Source organism: Acinetobacter sp. GQ146 (assembly GCF_059758585.1).
The window spans coordinates 15336-34123 of sequence record NZ_JCAXDV010000013.1 but is presented as its reverse complement, the minus strand read 5'-3'; the positions used below and the strand labels follow the sequence as shown (position 1 = coordinate 34123).

The 18788-nt window shown below is 43.5% G+C and carries 18 protein-coding genes; 7 read left to right on the top strand and 11 right to left on the bottom strand.

Annotated features, from left to right (window positions below):
• Positions 1-13: 13 nt before the first annotated feature.
• From AC6CHI_RS15825 to dnaA, 5 genes are all read right to left on the bottom strand, one after another.
• Positions 14-385, bottom strand: a complete 372-nt coding sequence (locus AC6CHI_RS15825) for a hypothetical protein (protein WP_498122430.1) — start codon at positions 383-385, stop codon at positions 14-16.
• A 131-nt stretch (positions 386-516) separates the two neighbouring features.
• Positions 517-2985, bottom strand: coding sequence for a DNA topoisomerase (ATP-hydrolyzing) subunit B (gyrB, locus tag AC6CHI_RS15820; protein WP_498122429.1), 2469 nt, complete (start codon positions 2983-2985; stop codon positions 517-519).
• Positions 2986-3028: 43 nt separating this feature from the next.
• On the bottom strand, positions 3029-4111 hold the full coding sequence (gene recF / locus AC6CHI_RS15815; protein ID WP_458893511.1) for a DNA replication/repair protein RecF: 1083 nt from the start codon (positions 4109-4111) through the stop codon (positions 3029-3031).
• Positions 4112-4125: 14 nt separating this feature from the next.
• Entirely contained in the window at positions 4126-5274 is a 1149-nt protein-coding gene (gene dnaN / locus AC6CHI_RS15810; RefSeq protein WP_458893512.1) for a DNA polymerase III subunit beta, read from the bottom strand.
• Positions 5275-5384: 110 nt separating this feature from the next.
• A complete protein-coding gene (dnaA, locus tag AC6CHI_RS15805) occupies positions 5385-6764 on the bottom strand; it encodes a chromosomal replication initiator protein DnaA (RefSeq protein WP_458893513.1) in 1380 nt (459 codons plus the stop codon).
• Positions 6765-7413: 649 nt separating this feature from the next.
• Between dnaA and rpmH the strand changes: the two genes are divergently transcribed.
• The 5 genes from rpmH (at position 7414) to mnmE (ending at position 11515) form a co-directional block, all read left to right on the top strand.
• Positions 7414-7548 carry a 50S ribosomal protein L34 gene (gene rpmH / locus AC6CHI_RS15800; RefSeq protein ID WP_000831329.1) on the top strand — a complete coding sequence of 45 codons (135 nt, stop codon included), beginning with the start codon at positions 7414-7416 and terminating at the stop codon, positions 7546-7548.
• A gap of 30 nt (positions 7549-7578) precedes the next feature.
• Positions 7579-7968, top strand: a complete 390-nt coding sequence (gene rnpA, locus AC6CHI_RS15795) for a ribonuclease P protein component (protein ID WP_498122427.1) — start codon at positions 7579-7581, stop codon at positions 7966-7968.
• A gap of 9 nt (positions 7969-7977) precedes the next feature.
• The gene (gene yidD / locus AC6CHI_RS15790; RefSeq protein WP_458893515.1) at positions 7978-8298 is read left to right on the top strand and encodes a membrane protein insertion efficiency factor YidD; all 321 of its coding nucleotides are present in this window, start codon (positions 7978-7980) and stop codon (positions 8296-8298) included.
• 5 nt (positions 8299-8303) lie between these two features.
• Positions 8304-10058 carry a membrane protein insertase YidC gene (yidC, locus tag AC6CHI_RS15785; RefSeq protein ID WP_498122425.1) on the top strand — a complete coding sequence of 585 codons (1755 nt, stop codon included), beginning with the start codon at positions 8304-8306 and terminating at the stop codon, positions 10056-10058.
• A 101-nt stretch (positions 10059-10159) separates the two neighbouring features.
• Positions 10160-11515 carry a tRNA uridine-5-carboxymethylaminomethyl(34) synthesis GTPase MnmE gene (mnmE, locus tag AC6CHI_RS15780; RefSeq protein WP_458893518.1) on the top strand — a complete coding sequence of 452 codons (1356 nt, stop codon included), beginning with the start codon at positions 10160-10162 and terminating at the stop codon, positions 11513-11515.
• A 48-nt stretch (positions 11516-11563) separates the two neighbouring features.
• Here the strand turns inward: mnmE and AC6CHI_RS15775 are convergent, their stop codons facing one another.
• Both AC6CHI_RS15775 and AC6CHI_RS15770 read right to left on the bottom strand, forming a co-directional pair.
• Positions 11564-12748 (bottom strand): MFS transporter, encoded by a 1185-nt coding sequence (locus tag AC6CHI_RS15775; protein WP_498122441.1) that lies wholly within the window; start codon positions 12746-12748, stop codon positions 11564-11566.
• A gap of 91 nt (positions 12749-12839) precedes the next feature.
• The gene (locus AC6CHI_RS15770; protein ID WP_458893519.1) at positions 12840-13106 is read right to left on the bottom strand and encodes a metal/formaldehyde-sensitive transcriptional repressor; all 267 of its coding nucleotides are present in this window, start codon (positions 13104-13106) and stop codon (positions 12840-12842) included.
• A 53-nt stretch (positions 13107-13159) separates the two neighbouring features.
• Between AC6CHI_RS15770 and dmeF the strand changes: the two genes are divergently transcribed.
• Positions 13160-14107: a CDF family Co(II)/Ni(II) efflux transporter DmeF gene (dmeF, locus tag AC6CHI_RS15765; RefSeq protein ID WP_498122423.1), complete on the top strand. Its 948-nt coding sequence runs from the start codon at positions 13160-13162 to the stop codon at positions 14105-14107.
• A 128-nt stretch (positions 14108-14235) separates the two neighbouring features.
• Positions 14236-14937 (top strand): DsbC family protein, encoded by a 702-nt coding sequence (locus AC6CHI_RS15760; RefSeq protein ID WP_458893521.1) that lies wholly within the window; start codon positions 14236-14238, stop codon positions 14935-14937.
• 57 nt (positions 14938-14994) lie between these two features.
• On the opposite strand, the gene AC6CHI_RS15755 is transcribed toward AC6CHI_RS15760, so the two are convergent.
• The 4 genes from AC6CHI_RS15755 to AC6CHI_RS15740 all read right to left on the bottom strand — a co-directional run bounded on the left by AC6CHI_RS15755 (position 14995) and on the right by AC6CHI_RS15740 (position 18619).
• Positions 14995-15252, bottom strand: coding sequence for a GlsB/YeaQ/YmgE family stress response membrane protein (locus AC6CHI_RS15755; protein ID WP_458893523.1), 258 nt, complete (start codon positions 15250-15252; stop codon positions 14995-14997).
• A 206-nt stretch (positions 15253-15458) separates the two neighbouring features.
• The gene (gene hpt / locus AC6CHI_RS15750) at positions 15459-15986 is read right to left on the bottom strand and encodes a hypoxanthine phosphoribosyltransferase (protein ID WP_458893525.1); all 528 of its coding nucleotides are present in this window, start codon (positions 15984-15986) and stop codon (positions 15459-15461) included.
• A gap of 193 nt (positions 15987-16179) precedes the next feature.
• Positions 16180-17511 (bottom strand): guanine deaminase, encoded by a 1332-nt coding sequence (gene guaD / locus AC6CHI_RS15745; RefSeq protein WP_498122421.1) that lies wholly within the window; start codon positions 17509-17511, stop codon positions 16180-16182.
• A gap of 52 nt (positions 17512-17563) precedes the next feature.
• Positions 17564-18619 (bottom strand): Rieske 2Fe-2S domain-containing protein, encoded by a 1056-nt coding sequence (locus AC6CHI_RS15740; RefSeq protein WP_498122419.1) that lies wholly within the window; start codon positions 18617-18619, stop codon positions 17564-17566.
• Between the last annotated feature and the right edge of the window lie 169 nt (positions 18620-18788).

The following is an 18788-nucleotide window of genomic DNA, read 5'->3' as shown; positions in this document are numbered from 1 at the left end:
TGCCATTTTTCGTTTAATCAAAAACTGCAACAAACTTCTTTTTGCAAAAACGTAATTCCATAATCTGCCAGCTCCCCGCATGATATTGCCAAGTTTCTTGAATGGTTTGAACGGGCCGTAGCAAATGCAGCACAATTCGGCATTGGGTCTGCTCGGGATTAAACTCAAATACCTCAGTCTGAATCTCTAAATGCTGTGGCTTCCATACGCCATTCTGTACAGCATGTTGAATACTGCTATAGCGGCTGAAACTACTTTCAACTTTCCCTTGTGCCTCATAGACAACTTTAAATTCAGCATGCTCACATTGCATCAGGACCTCAACTTGTCCGGTATAAAAAGCATTTAGCCAATGATCGCGTTGTTGTTCCAAACTTAAGTCCATGTTCTTCCCTCTCTATGGTTTTTGCTTAGCATGCCAAAAGAATAAGACAGTTTGATAACCTTCACAAAAACCAAACAAAGCTGAGGCATAAAAAAAAGCAGCCCTCAGGCTGCTTTTAACATTACACACGCTTATGCATCGATATCCGCATTTAGGGCATTCTCTTCAATAAAGGCACGACGTGGTTCCACATCATCCCCCATCAAGCAAGAGAACATGCGATCGGCTTCAATCGCATCATCAATGGTGACTTGCAACATATTGCGGTTTTCAGGATCCATTGTGGTTTCCCAAAGCTGTTCCGCATTCATCTCACCCAAACCTTTGTAGCGCTGAATCATCATGCCGCGACGCGAGTCTTGTAAAATATGCTGCCATACTTGATGGAAACTATTGACCGTAATTTTACGCTCACCTTTTTGTAAATAAGCCCCAGCTTCGAGCAAACTGAACCAGCTCTTCGAATTCTTGAGTAAACGGACATATTCAGTCGAAGACAGTAAACCCGCATCAAGTACATAACTGTGCGGTAAATTATGCACATAAAGAGTAATGCGCGGGAAATACACCACTTCCTTTTGACCATCGGCCAACTCTTTATCGAAGGCTTCCAAAGTCAATTCAGGACGTAAGCTCGGTTGTAACTTTTCAACCGTTGCACGTAACTGCTCACCCCAATGTTGCACATAAGCCAGATCTTGAGAATGATCAAACTTAAACGCTTCGAGGGAGATTAAACCATCCAATAAGCTTGCAGGATAACGCTGAGTTAAACGCTGCAAACTCTTCTGTGAGGTTTGATAATCTGCAATCACTTTCGCCAGTGCTTCGCCCCGAATCGCAGGGGCTTCTGCACTGATATGCAAAGCAAGATCATCAATCGCATTCGAAATCAGGAAGGTTTCTAGTGCATCATTATCTTTAATGTATTGCTCATGCTTACCTTTCTTCAATTTATATAGCGGTGGTTGAGCAATATAGATATGCCCACGTTCCACCAACTCCGGCATTTGACGGAAGAAGAAAGTTAATAACAGGGTACGAATATGCGAACCATCGACGTCCGCATCGGTCATAATAATGATTTTGTGATAACGCAACTTATCAGGGTTATATTCTTCACGCCCAATACCACAGCCCAATGCGGTGATCAGTGTGCCGACTTCCTGTGAAGAAATCATCTTGTCAAAACGTGCACGTTCCACGTTCAGGATTTTACCTTTCAACGGTAAAATTGCCTGCATTTTACGGTTACGGCCCTGCTTGGCTGAACCACCCGCAGAGTCACCCTCGACCAGATACAATTCAGACATGGCAGGATCTTTTTCCTGACAGTCTGCCAACTTACCTGGCAAACCGGCAATATCTAAGGCACTTTTACGACGGGTCATTTCACGGGCTTTACGTGCCGCATCACGGGCACGCGCAGCGTCAATAATTTTTCCAGCAATCGATTTCGCTGCAGCAGGATTCTCTAGCAAGTACTCAGAGAACGCTTTGTTCATCGCCTGTTCGACTGCAGGTTTCACTTCACTTGAAACCAATTTTTCTTTGGTTTGCGAAGAGAACTTTGGATCAGGCACTTTCACAGAAATAATGGCGGTTAAACCTTCACGCGCATCATCCCCGGTCACAGCTACTTTTTCTTTTTTCAGCAGGCTTTCATTTTCCATATAGCTGTTTAAGCCACGGGTCAATGCTGCGCGGAAACCGGCCAAATGGGTTCCGCCGTCTTTTTGCGGAATGTTGTTGGTAAAGCAGCGGACATTTTCCTGATACGAGTCATTCCATTGCAACGCCACTTCAACCCCAATGCCATTTTCAGCTTGAGTAGTGAAGTGAAAAATATCATTCAGGTGGTTTTTGCCCTGATTGATATATCGAACGAACTCAGACAAACCACCTTCATAGTCATAGACATGTTCTAGGTTGATGCGTTCATCTCGAAGCACAATGCGTACACCCGCGTTTAGGAATGACAATTCACGTAAACGGCGTGCCAAAATATCGACATTAAAAATGGTTTGGCTAAAAGTTTCAGCACTTGGCCAGAAACGTACAATAGTTCCTGTAGTTTCAGTATTACCAATCTCTTTGAGTGGATACTGTGGATCACCATGACGATATTCTTGTTGATAAATATGCCCTGCACGATGAATGATTAATTCAAGCTTGCTCGATAAAGCATTTACAACAGAAACACCTACCCCGTGTAAACCACCTGAAACTTTATAGCTATTATCATCAAACTTACCGCCTGCATGCAGAATGGTCAAAATTACTTCTGCTGCAGAAACCCCTTCTTCAGGGTGAATATCGGTTGGAATACCACGCCCGTTATCGGAAACGCTGACTGACTCATCTTCATGAATCGTGACCAAGATTTCATCACAATGACCTGCTAAAGCTTCATCAATGGCGTTATCCACCACCTCGAACACCATGTGATGCAAACCTGTACCATCATCAGTATCGCCAATATACATACCTGGGCGCTTACGAACGGCATCCAAACCACGCAAAACTTTAATGCTGGAGGAATCATAAGCCTTTTCGTTGCTTTGTTCTGTTTGAGTGACAGATTGGTCTTCTGAACTCATGGTTACTCCCTAGTGAAAAATCGGTCTATCCAAAGATGGGAAATCATTGCACAACACATGCAACTCGGCCATTTTCCACGTGGAACAATTGGTGGGAAATAGACAAGTCATGTAAATGTTTTTGCACAGATTCATGCTCTAAAGTGGTAATAAAAACTTGACTACCAAGTTGGCTTAATCGCTCAATTAAACGTTGTTGTGCGGCTAAATCTAATTCTGCTGTCAGATCATCTAATAATACCACAGTTTCCTTATTACAGGCATGTAGCATTGCAATCTGAGAGAGTTTTAGTGCCATGATGAGGAGCTTTTTTTGGCCACGTGATAAAACAACATCCGCCTCTCCCATCGGGGTTTTAAGGCGTAAATCGGCACGGTGCGGACCATATTCGGTATAGCGTCGATCAAGGTCTTTTTGATGGTGACTACACAGATCGTGCAGCAGTCCATGTTCAGTATGAAAGCCTGCAACATAATCCACCTCTATGGTTAAATTGGGCAATAACTGTTGCAAATCCTGCTGAAAAAATACGTTCCACTGTTCCACAATCGCTACCCGTTGCGAATGTAAAATTTCGCCATATTCGGCCAGCATTTTATTCCACGGTTCTAAGCTTTGCAGACTTAGATTTCGCTGCGACTTCAGCAAACTGTTACGTTGCTTCAGTGCCCGTGAATAATATTGCCAAGCATGATAAAACTCAGGTTCCACGTGAAACATGAGCCAATCGAGCAATTGCCGCCGTGGCTTCGCGCCATGATCAATAATATCGGTACTTTGTGGATCTATATGTTGTAAAGGTAATAATTTTGCCAATTGCCCTTGTGTGGCAATATGATCCCCATTCACTTTCATGACCTGCTCACCGCTCAGATGTTTTTGCATACCCACTTTTTCACTGGCAGATTGCGCAAAAATCACCGCATTGGAAGCATCATGTTGAATGTAGTGTTTGGGAATGTGGGTTCGAAAAGAACGACCCGTAGCCAGCAAATGTACCGCTTCTAAAATTGAGGTTTTACCTGAACCATTCGCGCCATAAAAGACATTAAACGGCTGCAACTCAGTGAGTGCAACCGTTTCCAAATTACGAACACGTTCGATATTTAAACGCGTAATATGCATAATAAATCTAGATATTACACACGCATTGGCATTACGACATAAGTTTGATCAGTATGTGCTGGATCATGAACCAATACTGACTGATTGGCTTCTGTCATGGTCATCGAAACATCATCCCCGTCCAAGACACTCAATACCTCCAATAAATATTGGGCATTAAATGACATTTCTAACGGGGCATCGTTATATTGAATGGCTAAATCTTCAATCGCTTCATCTTGTTCTGGGTTATTGGCACGTAACTGCAAAGTATCCGTACTAAAATTCAAAAATACCCCACGCAGTTTTTCATTACTCAAGATCGAAACACGTTGTAAAGATTGCTTGAACACATCATGTGCGATCAGGACATTTTTATCACCGCCACGTGGAATCACACGGCGATAATCTGGGAACTTGCCATCAATCAGTTTGGTGGTAAAGCGAACCGTAATGGAACCCTGCTCTTTATCACGACTTGGGGTATTGATAGTGACATTCAATAATTCGCGACCAATCAATAACGACAATTGCTCATCTTCAATACTGAGTAGACGCTGTAATTCACCCACAGCTTTACGCGGCACAATTGCTTGAATCAATTGCTGCGCATTGGATGAAGCTAATGTCTCGCACAGTGCCAAACGATGACCATCCGTTGTTACTGCACGCAATTGATTTTCATCAATTTCTAATAAAGTACCAGTCAAGTAAAAACGAACGTCTTGAACCGCCATGGCAAAAGCCGTTTTTTCGAATAAACGCTTTAATTCACGTTGAGTCACAGCAACTTGCGTGCCCTGCGTGTTTTCAGTATTCAGCAATGGATAGTCTTCTGCAGGTAATGTCCCCAAAACAAAACGACTGTTGCCAGATTTAAGAATACAACGCTGGTCTTCGGTAATTTGAATATCGATTAATGCCGCACTTGGCAGAGACTTACAAATATCCATCAGTTTACGCGCAGGAACCGTAGTCTCACCAGCTTGTAAGCACGCACCTTCGCTTAAATTGGTGCTCGCCACCAATTCAACTTCTAAATCCGAACCTGTAATCGCCAAAGCATTTTGACTCACTTGTACTTTAACATTCGATAAAATGTTTAAGGTGTGGCGACGTTCCACCGCTCCTACCACATGTGAAAGAACATTAAGTAAACTTTCTTTGGCGATTTTTAAACGCACGATACATTCCTCGAAAAACTGAAGATGAAAAATAAATGAATTAATTTTTTAGCAGTGTACTATGCGGCAGAATATACCGCATTGCAAGAATAGAATTTGATCAGTTTAGATTAACTTTGCAGCAAGCGTTGCAAGTTTTTGTAATCCTCATTAAAGATCGGATCACCTTCTCTTAGGCTTTGCACTTTTTCGCAGGCATGCATGACTGTACTATGATCACGACCACCAAATGCCATGCCAATTTCAGGAAAACTATCTCCCGTGAGTTCACGTGCTAGCCCCATCGCCAATTGACGTGGACGCGCATAAATTCGAGTTCGTTTTGGACCAATCAGCTCTTTGAGCGGAATACGGAAATACTCACTCACTACACGCTGAATATTTTCTGTACTGATGGTGCGCGCACGAATCGCCAACACATCTTTTAACGATTCTCGTACCACATCCAAATCAATCGATGTTCCTTTGAAACGTGAAATTGCAACCACTTTATTCAAGGCGCCTTCTAATTCACGCACATTGGCCACGACTTGTTGTGCAATAAACAAAGCACAGTTACGCGGTAAATCTACCCCACTGCTCTGCGCTTTCTTCAATAAAATTTCAATCCGGGTTTCAATATCGGGGGGTTCTACCCCAACCGACAACCCCCAAGAGAAGCGCGAGACTAAACGTGCGTCCAACTCGGTCAATTCTTTTGGATAACGATCAGAAGTTAAAATAATCTGTTTAGATTCATCTAATAACGCATTAAAGGTATAGAAAAACTCCACCAAACTGGCTTCTTTGCCTGCCAGTAAGTGAATATCATCAACCAAGAGCAGATCTAATGAACGACAGTTTTTCTTAAACTCTTCCACTTTGCCTTGTTGTAAAGAGCTAACAAAATCCTGAACAAAACTCTCAGCGGTCATATACATCACACGTGCATTCGGTTTTGCCTGCAATAAGGCATTACCCACGGCTTGCATTAAGTGAGTTTTACCCAAACCGGTCGGACCATATAAAAACAATGGGTTATGTTGCGATGCACCCAATTGAGTTAATACTTTACGGCAAGTTTCTGCCGCCATTTGGTTGGAACGACCTTCAACAAATAAAGAAAAAGTAAATAACGGATTCAACAAGCGTTTTTTGTTCTTTAATGGTGAATCGTCTTTTTCTTTCTTCATTTTTGCCACAGGAGACGGCGGAGCCGATTCCAATGCAGCAGTTGTTGTCGCAGGTTGTTCATGTGGAGACAAAATCGCGCCTGGACGAGAATCGACCATAATTTCGACGTGACGAATGCGACCTTCAGACAACTGCTCTGCCAAAATCGTAATGAGTTCTAAATGATGTTCCTGGATATAGCGCGTCCAATATGGATTAGGCGCATATAGTCGCAAAGTGTCATCTAACTCTTCAGCAACTAAAGGGCGAATCCACATTGTAAAAACATTTCCAGAGAGCTCTTGTCGCAAGCGAGTTAAGCAGTCTGTCCAAAGCATGTGAAACCCCTATTCATCCATTTTTAAATTTAAAAACACCAGTGTCCGCCAAAGCGGGTCGCCATTCTAACCAAGTTATCCACATCTGTCATGAAGAATTCTGCAGAAATTGCTCAAAAAAGAAATAAACAATCTAAATTTAAATTCAAAACCTAGTGTGGATAAAAACACTCACAGCCTGTGGATAAAAATAACACCCAAGTTATCCACAATTCGTTAAAATCTTAAAAACATAGATATCCACAATATTAACTCTTGTTTTTATAGGGTAAAAAGTGGTTTTCCACAGAAAAACAGCTCCCTAATAAGAATAAATTTAAATTTTAAAATTTGAATTTATTTATAAGGATTGCTTTTGATGTGGATAACTTCGATTACGAATAAATTTAAATTTAAAACCGGATCTTGTTTATAGCTATGTGGATAAATTTGTGCATAATATTGTTTATAACTTATTTTTCATTATTTAACAAGTTATTATGGTGTGAATAAATAATGACGGTCTAAAAACGTGAATAACATGCTTACCGTCTAGTTTTTATTTATTCAAAGTTTATTTGGTCTGAAACCGTGTTTTTGATTGACAGCTCAAGCAATGAACACTAAAATCGCGGACCTTTATAGAAAGATCAATTTTTGGAGTTTCGATATGAAACGTACATTCCAACCATCTGAATTAAAGCGTAAGCGCGTTCATGGTTTCCGTGCTCGTATGGCTACTAAAGCTGGTCGTCAAGTATTAGCTCGCCGTCGTGCAAAAGGTCGTCACAGCTTAACTGTTTAATCTGTTAATGCTTAAACGATTTTGGGTGTTATGACACTTTATGACTTCGGCGCAGAGCTGCGTCTTCGCTGTGCTGCCGATTATAAAGTCGTGTTTGATGGTGCGCTTTTTAAAGTGCACCAACCCCACTTCTTGTTTCTTGCAACACATTCCAAACAACCTCATAGTCGTTTGGGAATTGTTGTTGCCAAGAAAAAAGTGCGCCGTGCGCATGAAAGGAATCGAGTAAAACGACTTGCTCGCGAAAGTTTTCGCCTGCATCAAATGCATTTGGATGCCTTGGATATTGTTGTTATGCCTAAAGTAGGTATAGAAGCAGTACCCAATTCTGAATTGCATCAGCAATTACAATTTGCTTGGCAAAAGCTGCAACGCATTGTCAAAAAGCATTCAAAAATAGCTCCCTCCCCACAGAAGTAGAGAAAGCCAATGGTACGTGTGCTGCATTGGTTCATTCGATTCTATCAGATCGCGATCAGTCCTTTATTGGGGCCGCGCTGTCGTTATATACCTACATGTTCTCAATATTCATTGGAAGCAATCCATACGCATGGAGCTGTACGGGGTGTGTGGTTGGCTGCAAATCGTATTTGTCGGTGTCATCCATGGGGAGGCTCGGGTTATGATCCTGTTCCCTTAAAAGCAATTCGTTTTATTTCATTTCAGCAAATCGATTCTCAAACGCATCACGTTGCTGTACCCTTTCGTAGATGTTTATGGAATCAAAATCACTCTAACTTTTTGGGGTAATAGATATGCAACAATGGGCCAGGATTGCAATTCTAGGAGCCATGTTTGTCGTCGCATATTTGCTTATTTTGGCATGGCAAAAGGATTACGGTCATCAGGAAACAGCACCGCAGCCACAAACTGCAGCAGTTGTTTCACATGAAGTTTCTGCCGACCTGCCAAATGGACATACAGCAGTAGCTGCTTCAGATGTGCCACAAGCAAATATTGCCGCTCAGCAAACGACAGAATCGACTGCGGCAGCAAGTCAACAGCTTATTTCAGTTCAAACTGACCTTTATCATCTTTGGATTAATCCTAAAGGTGGTGATATTGTTCGTGTTGAATTACTCAATCATGATAAAAACAAAGATAGCGATGAACCGTTTGTTATGCTGGAAAGCGATGCCAAACGTACGTATGTTGCTCAATCTGGTTTAATTGGTCTGAATGGACCTGACAGTGGTCGTAATGGTCGTCCTGTCTATGAAATTGAGAAATCTGCTTATACTTTGGCTGATGCAAAAGCAGCGAAAGATAAAGACGGCAAGTCAGTTCAAGTGCTTTCTGTTCCAATGGTCTTTAAAACGGCTGATGGTGTAGAAATCATTAAAACCTTTACCTTCACACAAGGTGCATACCCAGTTGTTGTGAACCACAAAGTGGTGAACCGCAGTGGTCAAAACTGGCAAGGCCAGATGTTTGGTCAATTAAAGCGTGACAATTCAGAAGATCCAGGTAAATCGGATCAAGGGATTTTCACCTTGGGTACCTTCTTAGGTGGCGCATGGGGAACACCTGAAGAGCACTACAATAAGCTTAAATTTGCCAACTTTAACGATGAAAAGTTAAGTGTTGAAGCAAAAGGCGGCTGGATTGCGATGGTGCAGCATTACTTTGTGAGCGCATGGATTCCTGGCGAGTTGAAGTTGACCCAAGCTAATGGTCAAACTTATAGCGCCAAATTGGAATCGCGTAAATCAAGTGATGATATGAACATCCTGAGTTTTACTTCTCCAACCATCAATGTGCCTGCAGGGACAGTAGCGGAAGTCGATGCGACGTTCTATTCAGGTCCTAAAATTCAGTCTGAATTGAAAGATTTGGCTGTAGGTCTGAATCAGACTGTGGATTATGGTTGGTTATGGCCAATCGCAAAATTATTGTTTTTAGGTCTTCAATTCTTCCATAACTTGGTGGGGAACTGGGGCTGGTCAATCATTTTGCTCACAGTATTGGTGAAACTGATCTTGTGGCCATTGTCGTCGAAGAGCTATCGCTCAATGGCGAAAATGCGTGTGATTGCACCAGAAATGCAGCGCATGAAAGAAGAGTTCGGTGAAGACCGTATGCGCTTCTCTCAAGAAATGATGGCATTGTACAAGCGTGAGCAAGTGAATCCACTTTCAGGCTGTTTACCATTATTACTGCAAATGCCGATCTTCTTGGCCTTGTATTGGGTCTTGATGGAAAGTGTGGAACTACGCCATGCACCTTGGATTCTATGGATTCAAGATCTGTCAGCCATGGATCCTTGGTTTATCTTGCCGTTGTTGATGGGTGTGACCATGTTCATTCAGCAAATGTTGAACCCGCAACCTGCCGATCCAATGCAGGCAAAAGTGTTCAAGATTATGCCGATCATGTTCACGGTATTTATGTTGTTCTTCCCAGCAGGCTTGGTACTGTACTGGATTGTGAACAACACGATTACCATTACCCAACAATGGTTTATTAATAAATCGGTTGAAAAGGCACGTAGCTCGAAAGAAGCTGCATAAGCAGCTTCTCACAGCAACTAGCTGATTAAATCCGCTTAAGATGGTAATCTTAGGCGGATTTTTCTTTGGGTTCGATTCGGGCTAAACGTTAGGTGAATTTTATGCAACATCAAACCACTATTGCAGCGATTGCTACTCCGCCAGGTCGTGGTGGGGTGGGTGTAATTCGTCTTTCAGGGCCTCAAGCCTATGGAATTGCGGAAAAACTCACGCAAAAAAAATTACCGCAAGCGCGTATGGCTGGATTCCGTCAGTTTTGGGATGCCGCAGAAGAAGTTTTGGATGAAGGTTTGGTGATTTGCTTTCCAAATCCGCACTCGTTTACTGGCGAAGATGTGGTTGAACTGCAGGGACATGGTGGACCTGTGATTCAAAATGCCCTGCTGTCACGTTGCTTGGAATTAGGTGCAACCGCAGCCAAAGCAGGTGAGTTTTCCATGCGTGCCTTTGAAAATGGCAAGCTGGATCTGGTGCAAGCAGAAGCAATTGCCGATTTAATTGATGCCACTTCGCAAGCGGCTGCACGTTCAGCTGTGCGCTCTTTGCAGGGCGCCTTTTCGCTTAAAGTTAATACAGTTCTGGAAAAGTTGATTCACTTGCGTTTGCATGTGGAAGCCGCGATTGATTTCCCTGAAGAAGAAATTGATTTTTTGGCGGATGGCAAGATTTTGGCGTTGTTGGAAGAGGTGCAGCACTCAGTTGCCGCAGTCCAGCAATCTGCACGCCAAGGACAATTGCTGCGTGAAGGTTTACAGGTGGTGATTGCGGGTAAACCGAATGCGGGTAAATCTTCCTTGTTAAATACTCTGGCGGGCATTGAGCGCGCTATTGTGACTGATATTGCTGGGACAACCCGTGATGTTTTGCATGAGAAGATTAGTCTGAATGGTTTGCCGATCACCTTGACAGATACTGCAGGCTTGCGTGAAACAGGTGATGTGGTTGAAAAAGAAGGGATTCGTCGCGCCATTAAAGAGATTGAACAGGCCGATTTATTGTTATTGGTGTATGACTTAAGCCAAGGTGAAGATCCGTTACAATTGGCCCGTGAATATTTTGAGCATCATTTGGAACCGAAACGTTTAATGTTGATTGGTAACAAATGTGATTTGACTGCAACAGCGGCACAAATTTCCGATTTTCAGGGTTTTAGACATATTACTGTCTCGGCGAAGCAAGAAACAGGTGTTCAGTCGCTCATAGATGCGATTACAGCGCATGCAGGCTTTCAGCCAGAAGAAGATACCTTTATTGCTCGAACACGTCATTTAGACGCAATGAAGCGCACACAGCACTATCTTGCAGAAGCGCACGAGCAGCTGGTGGTGTTTCATGCGGGGGAACTGGTCGCAGAATCATTACGTCTGGCGCAAAATGCCTTGGGTGAAATTACTGGGGAATTTAGCGCGGATGATTTGCTTGGAAAAATCTTTGGTTCATTCTGTATTGGCAAGTAATAGTCTGTACATAACACGATTGTCCCTTTAGGGGGCATTAAAAAGGCTTTATTCCGTGAGGAGTAAAGCCTTTTGTTGGCGGTGCCAAAAAAACAAGATGCCACAGAGCAGCGCCATGCCTATGCCAAATCCTATGACGGCCAGATTTAAACCCCATACATCCGCACAGTAGCCTACGGCGACAATCGGTACAATGGTCCCTAAATATCCCATGAACAGATACGTGGAAATCACAGCCGCTCGATTCTGGCTATTGGTCATCTGATGAATCAGCCCAAAAGACCCCATAATGCCCAGACCATGCCCTAAACCCACCCCGATATCACTGATTACAAACAGCAGGCTCCACTGCGTATACATGCACAGCGCCAGCAACAGGCAGCTCACCAGCATGAAGATTAAGCCATAGTTTAAGCTGCACACAGCAGAAAGCGATTTGGCGCTAAATTGCACCGCAGCAGAAATAAATAAAATACTGGAGATGGCGAGACCACTGACCAAGGGACCATGCCAAGGAATCAGATCTTTGACAAAGGTGGCTGACAGTGAGGCAAATAAGCTAAAGGCACCAAAGGCGGAAAATGCGGTCAAACCCGCGATAAAAAAATGGGTACGTGCAGCCGCTACAGGCAATTCTAAATGCGGGGCAATTGAGAAAGGCTGTGCTTCAATTACCGGTGATTTTAAATACAATAATGCCATGAAACACAGGATAGCACCGGCAATAATCGGCAGGTAGGGTGTCAGTAACGGTGCGGAAGAAAATTGAGCAATAGCCCCACCAATAAATGGGCCGAGACTAAAACCAATGACCGTGATGATGGAACTGAGCTGTGGAGCATGGGCTTTATGGCTGGCTGGAATGGTGTGCATTAAGCCCAACATGGCCGAGGTACTGATCAGTCCTGAAGCAATACCAATAATAAAACGCCCGACACCCAGCCATAAGGCATGACTGGCCAAGGCAGAGAGGAGCAAGCCTGCAGTTACAAAGATCAAACCCACTTGCAAGGTGCGTAAAAAACCGAAGCTATTGCTGGCGCGTCCGAAGAATAACAACGTGGCTAAACAACCAAACATATAGGCGACAAAAATATAGGTAATTTGGCTCGGCAGCAAATGCCACAACTCTTGGTAGAGTGGATACAGTGGGCTTGCGAGTGCTGTGCCAATGGTACCCATGCATAAGGCCAAGCTGATGATGGCAAAAGGTCGCCACGCGTGTTGAACCATCATAAAGCGTCACAAAAAGCGGTCAAAAATTAGACCTGTAGGAATGAAGGAATTTTGACAGCTTATGCTGAAAGTAGCGCTTTAACAATGATTAACCATATCGTTTTAATAATTTTAAAAATTCTGCAAGTTCAGCTTCATCCAGCTCACTATGCTGTTTCAACACATGGTGCCGCAGATGTGCTTCAACCAGCTCATTCATCAGGCCATTCACGGCCCCCCTCACCGCTGCAACTTGTTGCAGCACATCAATACATGAACTGTCAGGTTGCATCAGTGCTTGATCGACTGCCTGAATCTGCCCTTGCAGACGTTTGACTCGATTCTTAATTTTTTTATCTTCATATAAATGGCCCACACTTTCCTCCAAAAAATAAATATACTACTGGGGAGTATATTGGTGAGAACATTATGCAACATTCCGCAATGCCCAGACGCCATAGTCATCAATTTGATACTGGCAATCCTCTCGCACAAAAACGAATCTTAATCGCGACTATTTTAACGGCAGTGATGATGTTATTAGAAGTGATTGGCGGCTGGTTTTTTAACTCCATGGCATTACTGGCGGATGGCTGGCATATGAGTTCGCATATGTTGGCGCTGGGCTTGGCGTATTTTGCTTATCGGGCAGCGCGGCATTATGCACAGGATCAGCGCTTTAGTTTTGGGACGTGGAAAATTGAAATTTTAGCGGGTTATAGCAGTGCGATTTTACTGTTGGTGGTTGCTGTGTTTATGGCAGTGCATTCACTACAGCGTCTGATTAATCCTGTTGATATTCAATATAATCAGGCGATTCCAATTGCGATTTTAGGCTTGCTGGTGAACTTGATTTGTGCTTGGCTTTTGCATGATGGTCACCATCACCATCACCATCACCATCACCATCACCATCACCATCATGAGGAATCTACATTTTCGCATGAGCAAGATCTCAATCAAAAAGCCGCATTTTTACATGTGTTGGCGGATGCAGTGACTTCAGTATTTGCCATTATGGCCTTGTTTGCAGGGAAATATATGGGGTGGTCATTTCTTGATGCGCTGTTAGGGATTGTCGGGGCAATCTTGGTGGCACGCTGGGCTGTAGCGCTGATGCAGGAAACGGCAAAAACTTTGTTGGATGCAGAGATGAACCATCCCGTAGTGAATGAGATTTGGCAAGTGGTTGCAGATTTTGGGGTTGCGGTGGAAGTGACCGATTTACATGTCTGGAAAGTGGCCAAAGGCAAATTTGCCTGCATTTTGGCCCTGAGTAGTGATGCAACCTTAACGGCTGATCAAGTCCGCGAGGCCTTGGCTGTGCATGATGAAATTGTGCATATTTCAGTTGAGATTAATCCATTATCGGTTTGAGTTCTGCTGGTTCCACGTGAAACCTTTAGGGCTTTGCTTTACCAAATACCTGATAAAAACTTTCAATCAGCATAATAATTATGATTAAACTGAGGCACTTTGATAACTTACGTGAACGAGCCGAATTCATGTTGAAAAAAACCATGGTCGCTGTAGTGGCCGCTTTAGCATCTTGGTCGAGTTTTGCAGGTGTCGAGCAGGTCAAAACTAATCTTGCCAAACAACATCCAGAGTTGAAAATACAGAATATTCAAGCCACAGAAATGCCGGGCATTTACAGTGGGTCTATGGATGGTCAGGTGGTGTATTTAGGGGAAAATGCACAGCATATGCTGGTCGGGTCGATGATCCGACTCAAGGATCAGCAGAACTTGACCAAAGACTTGATCCTAAAACAAAATTCAGTTGATTGGAAAAAACTCCCGTTACAGGATGCGGTGAAAACTGTACGAGGTACTGGTAAACGTCAGTTGGCCATCTTTTCTGACCCAAATTGCCCGTATTGCAAACAACTTGAGGCTGAACTAAAGAAACTGGATAACGTGACCATTTATACTTTCATCTATCCAATTAAGCCGCAGTCGGTTGCACCTTCTAAAGCCGTCTATTGTGCAAAAGATCAGAGTTATGCATGGGAAAACTTGATTGCCAAAGGGATTGCTCCTGCGGGCAACAAGAGCTGTGCTAATCCAATCGAGCGGAATTTAAAGCTCGGACAAGCCTTAGGGGTGAAAGGTACACCAACCATTATTTTCTCAAATGGGTTTAAAACCTCAGGTGGCTTCCCTGCGGAGCAAATTGAGTTGATCTGGAAGGAATTCGGTTTGTAATTAACACAGGCAACAAAAAGCCTTTTCAGCTCAGGCTGAAAAGGCTTTTTTTATGCATTAAGCTGATGATTTTTTGCTGAACAGATTGTAGATAAACAAAATAATCATCGCACCAAGGACCGAAGCGAAGAATCCTGCTGCGGCATGATCGGCGTAAAGTCCGAGCATACGTCCGCCATAAGTTGCTAATAACGAACCCGCAATCCCCAATAAGGTGGTAAACAAAAAGCCAGCTTTGTCGTCACCGGGATGGATGGCACGCGCAATTAGACCCGCAATAAAACCGACAAAAATGGCAACTATCAGTGACCACATAGAGTTCTCCTTGTTGTTATCATTGCATGAAGCATTAAGTGATCTTTATGATTTTGAAGAATATGCTGGTGCGACCCAACAGTAAAAATGCAACCGAGTGTCGTGTTTTTGTGTGGTGGACATTTTAACTGCAGCAGAAAAAAAGCCTTTTAAACACGATGAATCACCGCTTTAAAAGGCTTTTAAGAATGGAACGGGTCTAAGACTTAGAGACCAATTTCACCAATAAATGGAATGTGGCGATATTTTTGATCGTAGTCGAGACCATAGCCCACAATAAACTTATCTTCGACTTCAAAACCGAGGAATTTGACATCTAAATCAATTTCACGACGTGACGGTTTGCTGACTAAAGTACACAGCTCGATGGAGTTCGGTTCGCGAGTTTGTAAGATTTCCAGGACTTTGCTTAAGGTATGCCCTGAGTCAATAATGTCTTCAACCACAAGGACATCTTTACCACGAATCTCGCCGTCTAAATCTTTCAAAATTTTCACGTCACGGCTCGACACCGTGGATTTGCCATAGCTCGAAACCGTCATAAAATCGAGTTCATGCGGTTTTTCAATTGTTCGGCATAAATCAGCCATAAAAATAACGGAACCACGTAATAAGCCAATCAAGACAAGTTCTTTATCGCTTTGGGCATAGTGGGCATTAATTTTAGCACCAAGCTCTTGCACTTTCGCTTGGATCTCTTCAGCTGAAATCATTACGCTCATTTGAACGGTCATGGGCAGATACCTAAAAATCAAAAAATAAAAAAGGTGTTGACCTGCAACACCTCAAAATATGCCTCTATTTTAATACAAGTTAAAATCAGATGCATCCTTTGTTGTTTATTTTTTATCCTTTTTGCGTGTATCCGCGCGGAGCACAACACTGCAGCCCAGCAAGAGCAGACATAGCGAGAATGTGCAGCATGACTTAGTGCTGGGTTGATTCGGCTTGGACATAAGCAGCTTGGCCATACACATAAGTGGCATGAATATTACGATCATCCCCCATCGTCATCAGGGCGAACAAGGCATCTTCAATCCCTTTAGCACGTTGCTGTCTTAAACTTTGCAGTGCTGTGGCATGTAAATCTAACACTACAAAATCGGCTTCTTTGCCGACATTAAAATTACCCAGTTGATGCTCTAGGCTGAGGGCTTTGGCACCGCCTAAAGTGGCATGATACAGAGACTCAAAGGCAGACAGTTTATCCCCTTGTAACTGCTGTACTTTATAGGCTTCATTTAGCGTTTGTAGCTGATTGAACGACGTGCCCGCCCCAATATCAGTCCCCAAACCGACTTTGACTTGTTTTTCCCACGTTTTCTTTAAGGGAAATAAACCGCTGCCAAGGAACAGGTTGGAAGTTGGACAGAATGCAATCGCAGAATCCGTGGCATGCATACATTCCCATTCACTGTCTTCCAAATGCACACAGTGGGCAAAAACAGAACGTGAACCGGTAAGTCCATAGTGGTGGTAAACATCTAAATAGCCTTGCTGTGCCGGGAAGAGTTCTTTGACCCAAGCAATTTCATTTTTATTTTCACTGAGATGGGTATGCACATACACATCGGGATATTCGGCTTTGAGTTGCCCAGCCAGCTGTAATTGTTCTGGGGTCGATGTTGGGGCAAAACGCGGGGTGATGGCATACAGTGCCCGCCCCTTGCCATGCCATTTTTCAATCAGGGCTTTCGAGTCGCTATATGCACGTTCTGGCGTGTCACACAAAGCATCAGGCGCATGACGATCCATCATCACCTTACCTGCAATCAGACGCATCTGCTGGCGCTGTGCTGCTTCAAACAAGGCATCCACCGATTCAGGATGCACGGTACAGAACACCAAGGCTGTCGTCGTACCATTTTTTAACAGTTCCTGCACAAAGAATTCGGCAATTTGAGCTGCATATGCAGGATCGGCAAATTGTATTTCTGTTGGAAAAGTATAGGTATTTAGCCATTCCAACAGTTGTTCGCCGTAAGCACCGACCATTTCGGTTTGTGGGAAATGAATATGAGTATCAATAAAGCCTGGGACAATCAGTTTTTCGGGATAATGCTGAATTGCAATTCCTTCTGGCAGATGGGCAGCTGCATCTTGCCACGGGCCAAACCATTTAATTTTTCCAGCTTCACTGATGAGCACGCCATCTTCTAAATAGCGGACTTGATCTGCGATATCCGCAGCTTGAGCAACTAAATTTTGAATATCTAAGAAACGACCACGAACCACGGTGGTCTGCAACAATGAAGACATGGAAAACCTACAACTTTTATTTTTTCGATTGATTGTACCTGAAAATGTCTGACTAAACTGTATAACGTTGACTCAGTCCCCACTCTGCCAAAATACGGCGATAGGTGGTAGAAGAACGATCGGCTTCAAAATGGGCTTCCATCATTAAATCCAGCGGCAGTTCTTCTGGTTTCTGTGATTCCACCATGTCTTGGTCTTCGGCAAAAATTTGCGCATTGAAAGCATAAACCGATTCTAAATCGCCTGTTTGATCAAAATTACGGGTTAAGGGCACAAATAAGCAGGTTTGATTGTGTGATACCGGACAGCAAGCATTCAGAATCTTTAAGATGCCGCCGTTGGGAAAATCAATGCTGAGAATGGCTGAAAAAGGCGGATAGACGTCAAAAGTGCGAACCCATACAAAGTCATCAGGGGCCAAGTGCTGTAAGCCATGCGGGTAGTTGCTGACATTACTGATATACACCGTTTTTAAACCATATGCGGTGCGTTCGGTCTGGTATTTTGGCACTACGGGATTGTCTCGGTCTGCAAACGCTTGATGATGAACCCATGCGAAATGGGCAACATCAATAAATCCTTCGAGTTGCCGACCACTGGAGCCAGCAATATCGACAAAGGGCGGTAAGATGGATTGATGCTCTGACTGTTCCCAAGTTTCTAATACTGGGATATTGGTTTGAGAGATATCTCGGGCATGCAAACTGGTCCAGACCAAGCCATAACGCAGAATTACGGGAAATGGTGTCAGGTTAAACCGTGAGGAAATATTGTTTAAATTAGGCTGAGCCGGAATTTTGGTACATTGGCCCTGGGTGTTGTAATGCAGTCCGTGATAAGGGCAAACAATCTCCTCGCCTTTCACCCAGCCTTTGGACAAGGGTACGCCACGATGCGGACACAGATCCCGAACCAGATGAATTTCACCCGCTTCGGTTTGATAAAGTGCCATGTGGACATCCAGTAAGGTTACGCGTTGCGGCTGTATCGAAACGTCTTGAATACGGGCTATGGGATACCAAAATTGGGCTAAAATCTCCCAGTCGCTCGGTTCAAATTGGCTTTGACAGGGCATCGAGATGGGATTGAGGGTCGGAATCGCATTCATAAGGTTTGACTCATCTGGATTATTGTCTTGAATCAAGCAAGTTTTTTGCCAAATGCATGAATGTTTGATGAGAAGAGGGGAAATTCGAACTTTTGTTTTAAACGGAAATTGAACAGATTAATCTTGAGCAAAAAAAAAACAGATTCAGCGAACTGAATCTGTTTGATCA

Excerpts from the sequence above, each read along its gene's own strand:
- yidC (WP_498122425.1), top strand. The coding sequence starts at position 8,304 with ATGCAACAATGGGCCAGGATTGCAATTCTAGGAGCCATGTTTGTCGTC.
- AC6CHI_RS15775 (WP_498122441.1), bottom strand. The coding sequence starts at position 12,748 with ATGGTTCAACACGCGTGGCGACCTTTTGCCATCATCAGCTTGGCCTTA.
- mnmE (WP_458893518.1), top strand. The coding sequence starts at position 10,160 with ATGCAACATCAAACCACTATTGCAGCGATTGCTACTCCGCCAGGTCGT.
- dmeF (WP_498122423.1), top strand. The coding sequence starts at position 13,160 with ATGCAACATTCCGCAATGCCCAGACGCCATAGTCATCAATTTGATACT.
- yidD (WP_458893515.1), top strand. The coding sequence starts at position 7,978 with ATGGTACGTGTGCTGCATTGGTTCATTCGATTCTATCAGATCGCGATC.
- rpmH (WP_000831329.1), top strand. The coding sequence starts at position 7,414 with ATGAAACGTACATTCCAACCATCTGAATTAAAGCGTAAGCGCGTTCAT.
- AC6CHI_RS15825 (WP_498122430.1), bottom strand. The coding sequence starts at position 385 with ATGGACTTAAGTTTGGAACAACAACGCGATCATTGGCTAAATGCTTTT.
- guaD (WP_498122421.1), bottom strand. The coding sequence starts at position 17,511 with ATGTCTTCATTGTTGCAGACCACCGTGGTTCGTGGTCGTTTCTTAGAT.
- AC6CHI_RS15760 (WP_458893521.1), top strand. The coding sequence starts at position 14,236 with ATGTTGAAAAAAACCATGGTCGCTGTAGTGGCCGCTTTAGCATCTTGG.
- hpt (WP_458893525.1), bottom strand. The coding sequence starts at position 15,986 with ATGACCGTTCAAATGAGCGTAATGATTTCAGCTGAAGAGATCCAAGCG.
- gyrB (WP_498122429.1), bottom strand. The coding sequence starts at position 2,985 with ATGAGTTCAGAAGACCAATCTGTCACTCAAACAGAACAAAGCAACGAA.
- rnpA (WP_498122427.1), top strand. The coding sequence starts at position 7,579 with ATGACACTTTATGACTTCGGCGCAGAGCTGCGTCTTCGCTGTGCTGCC.
- AC6CHI_RS15740 (WP_498122419.1), bottom strand. The coding sequence starts at position 18,619 with ATGAATGCGATTCCGACCCTCAATCCCATCTCGATGCCCTGTCAAAGC.
- dnaA (WP_458893513.1), bottom strand. The coding sequence starts at position 6,764 with ATGCTTTGGACAGACTGCTTAACTCGCTTGCGACAAGAGCTCTCTGGA.
- recF (WP_458893511.1), bottom strand. The coding sequence starts at position 4,111 with ATGCATATTACGCGTTTAAATATCGAACGTGTTCGTAATTTGGAAACG.
- AC6CHI_RS15755 (WP_458893523.1), bottom strand. The coding sequence starts at position 15,252 with ATGTGGTCACTGATAGTTGCCATTTTTGTCGGTTTTATTGCGGGTCTA.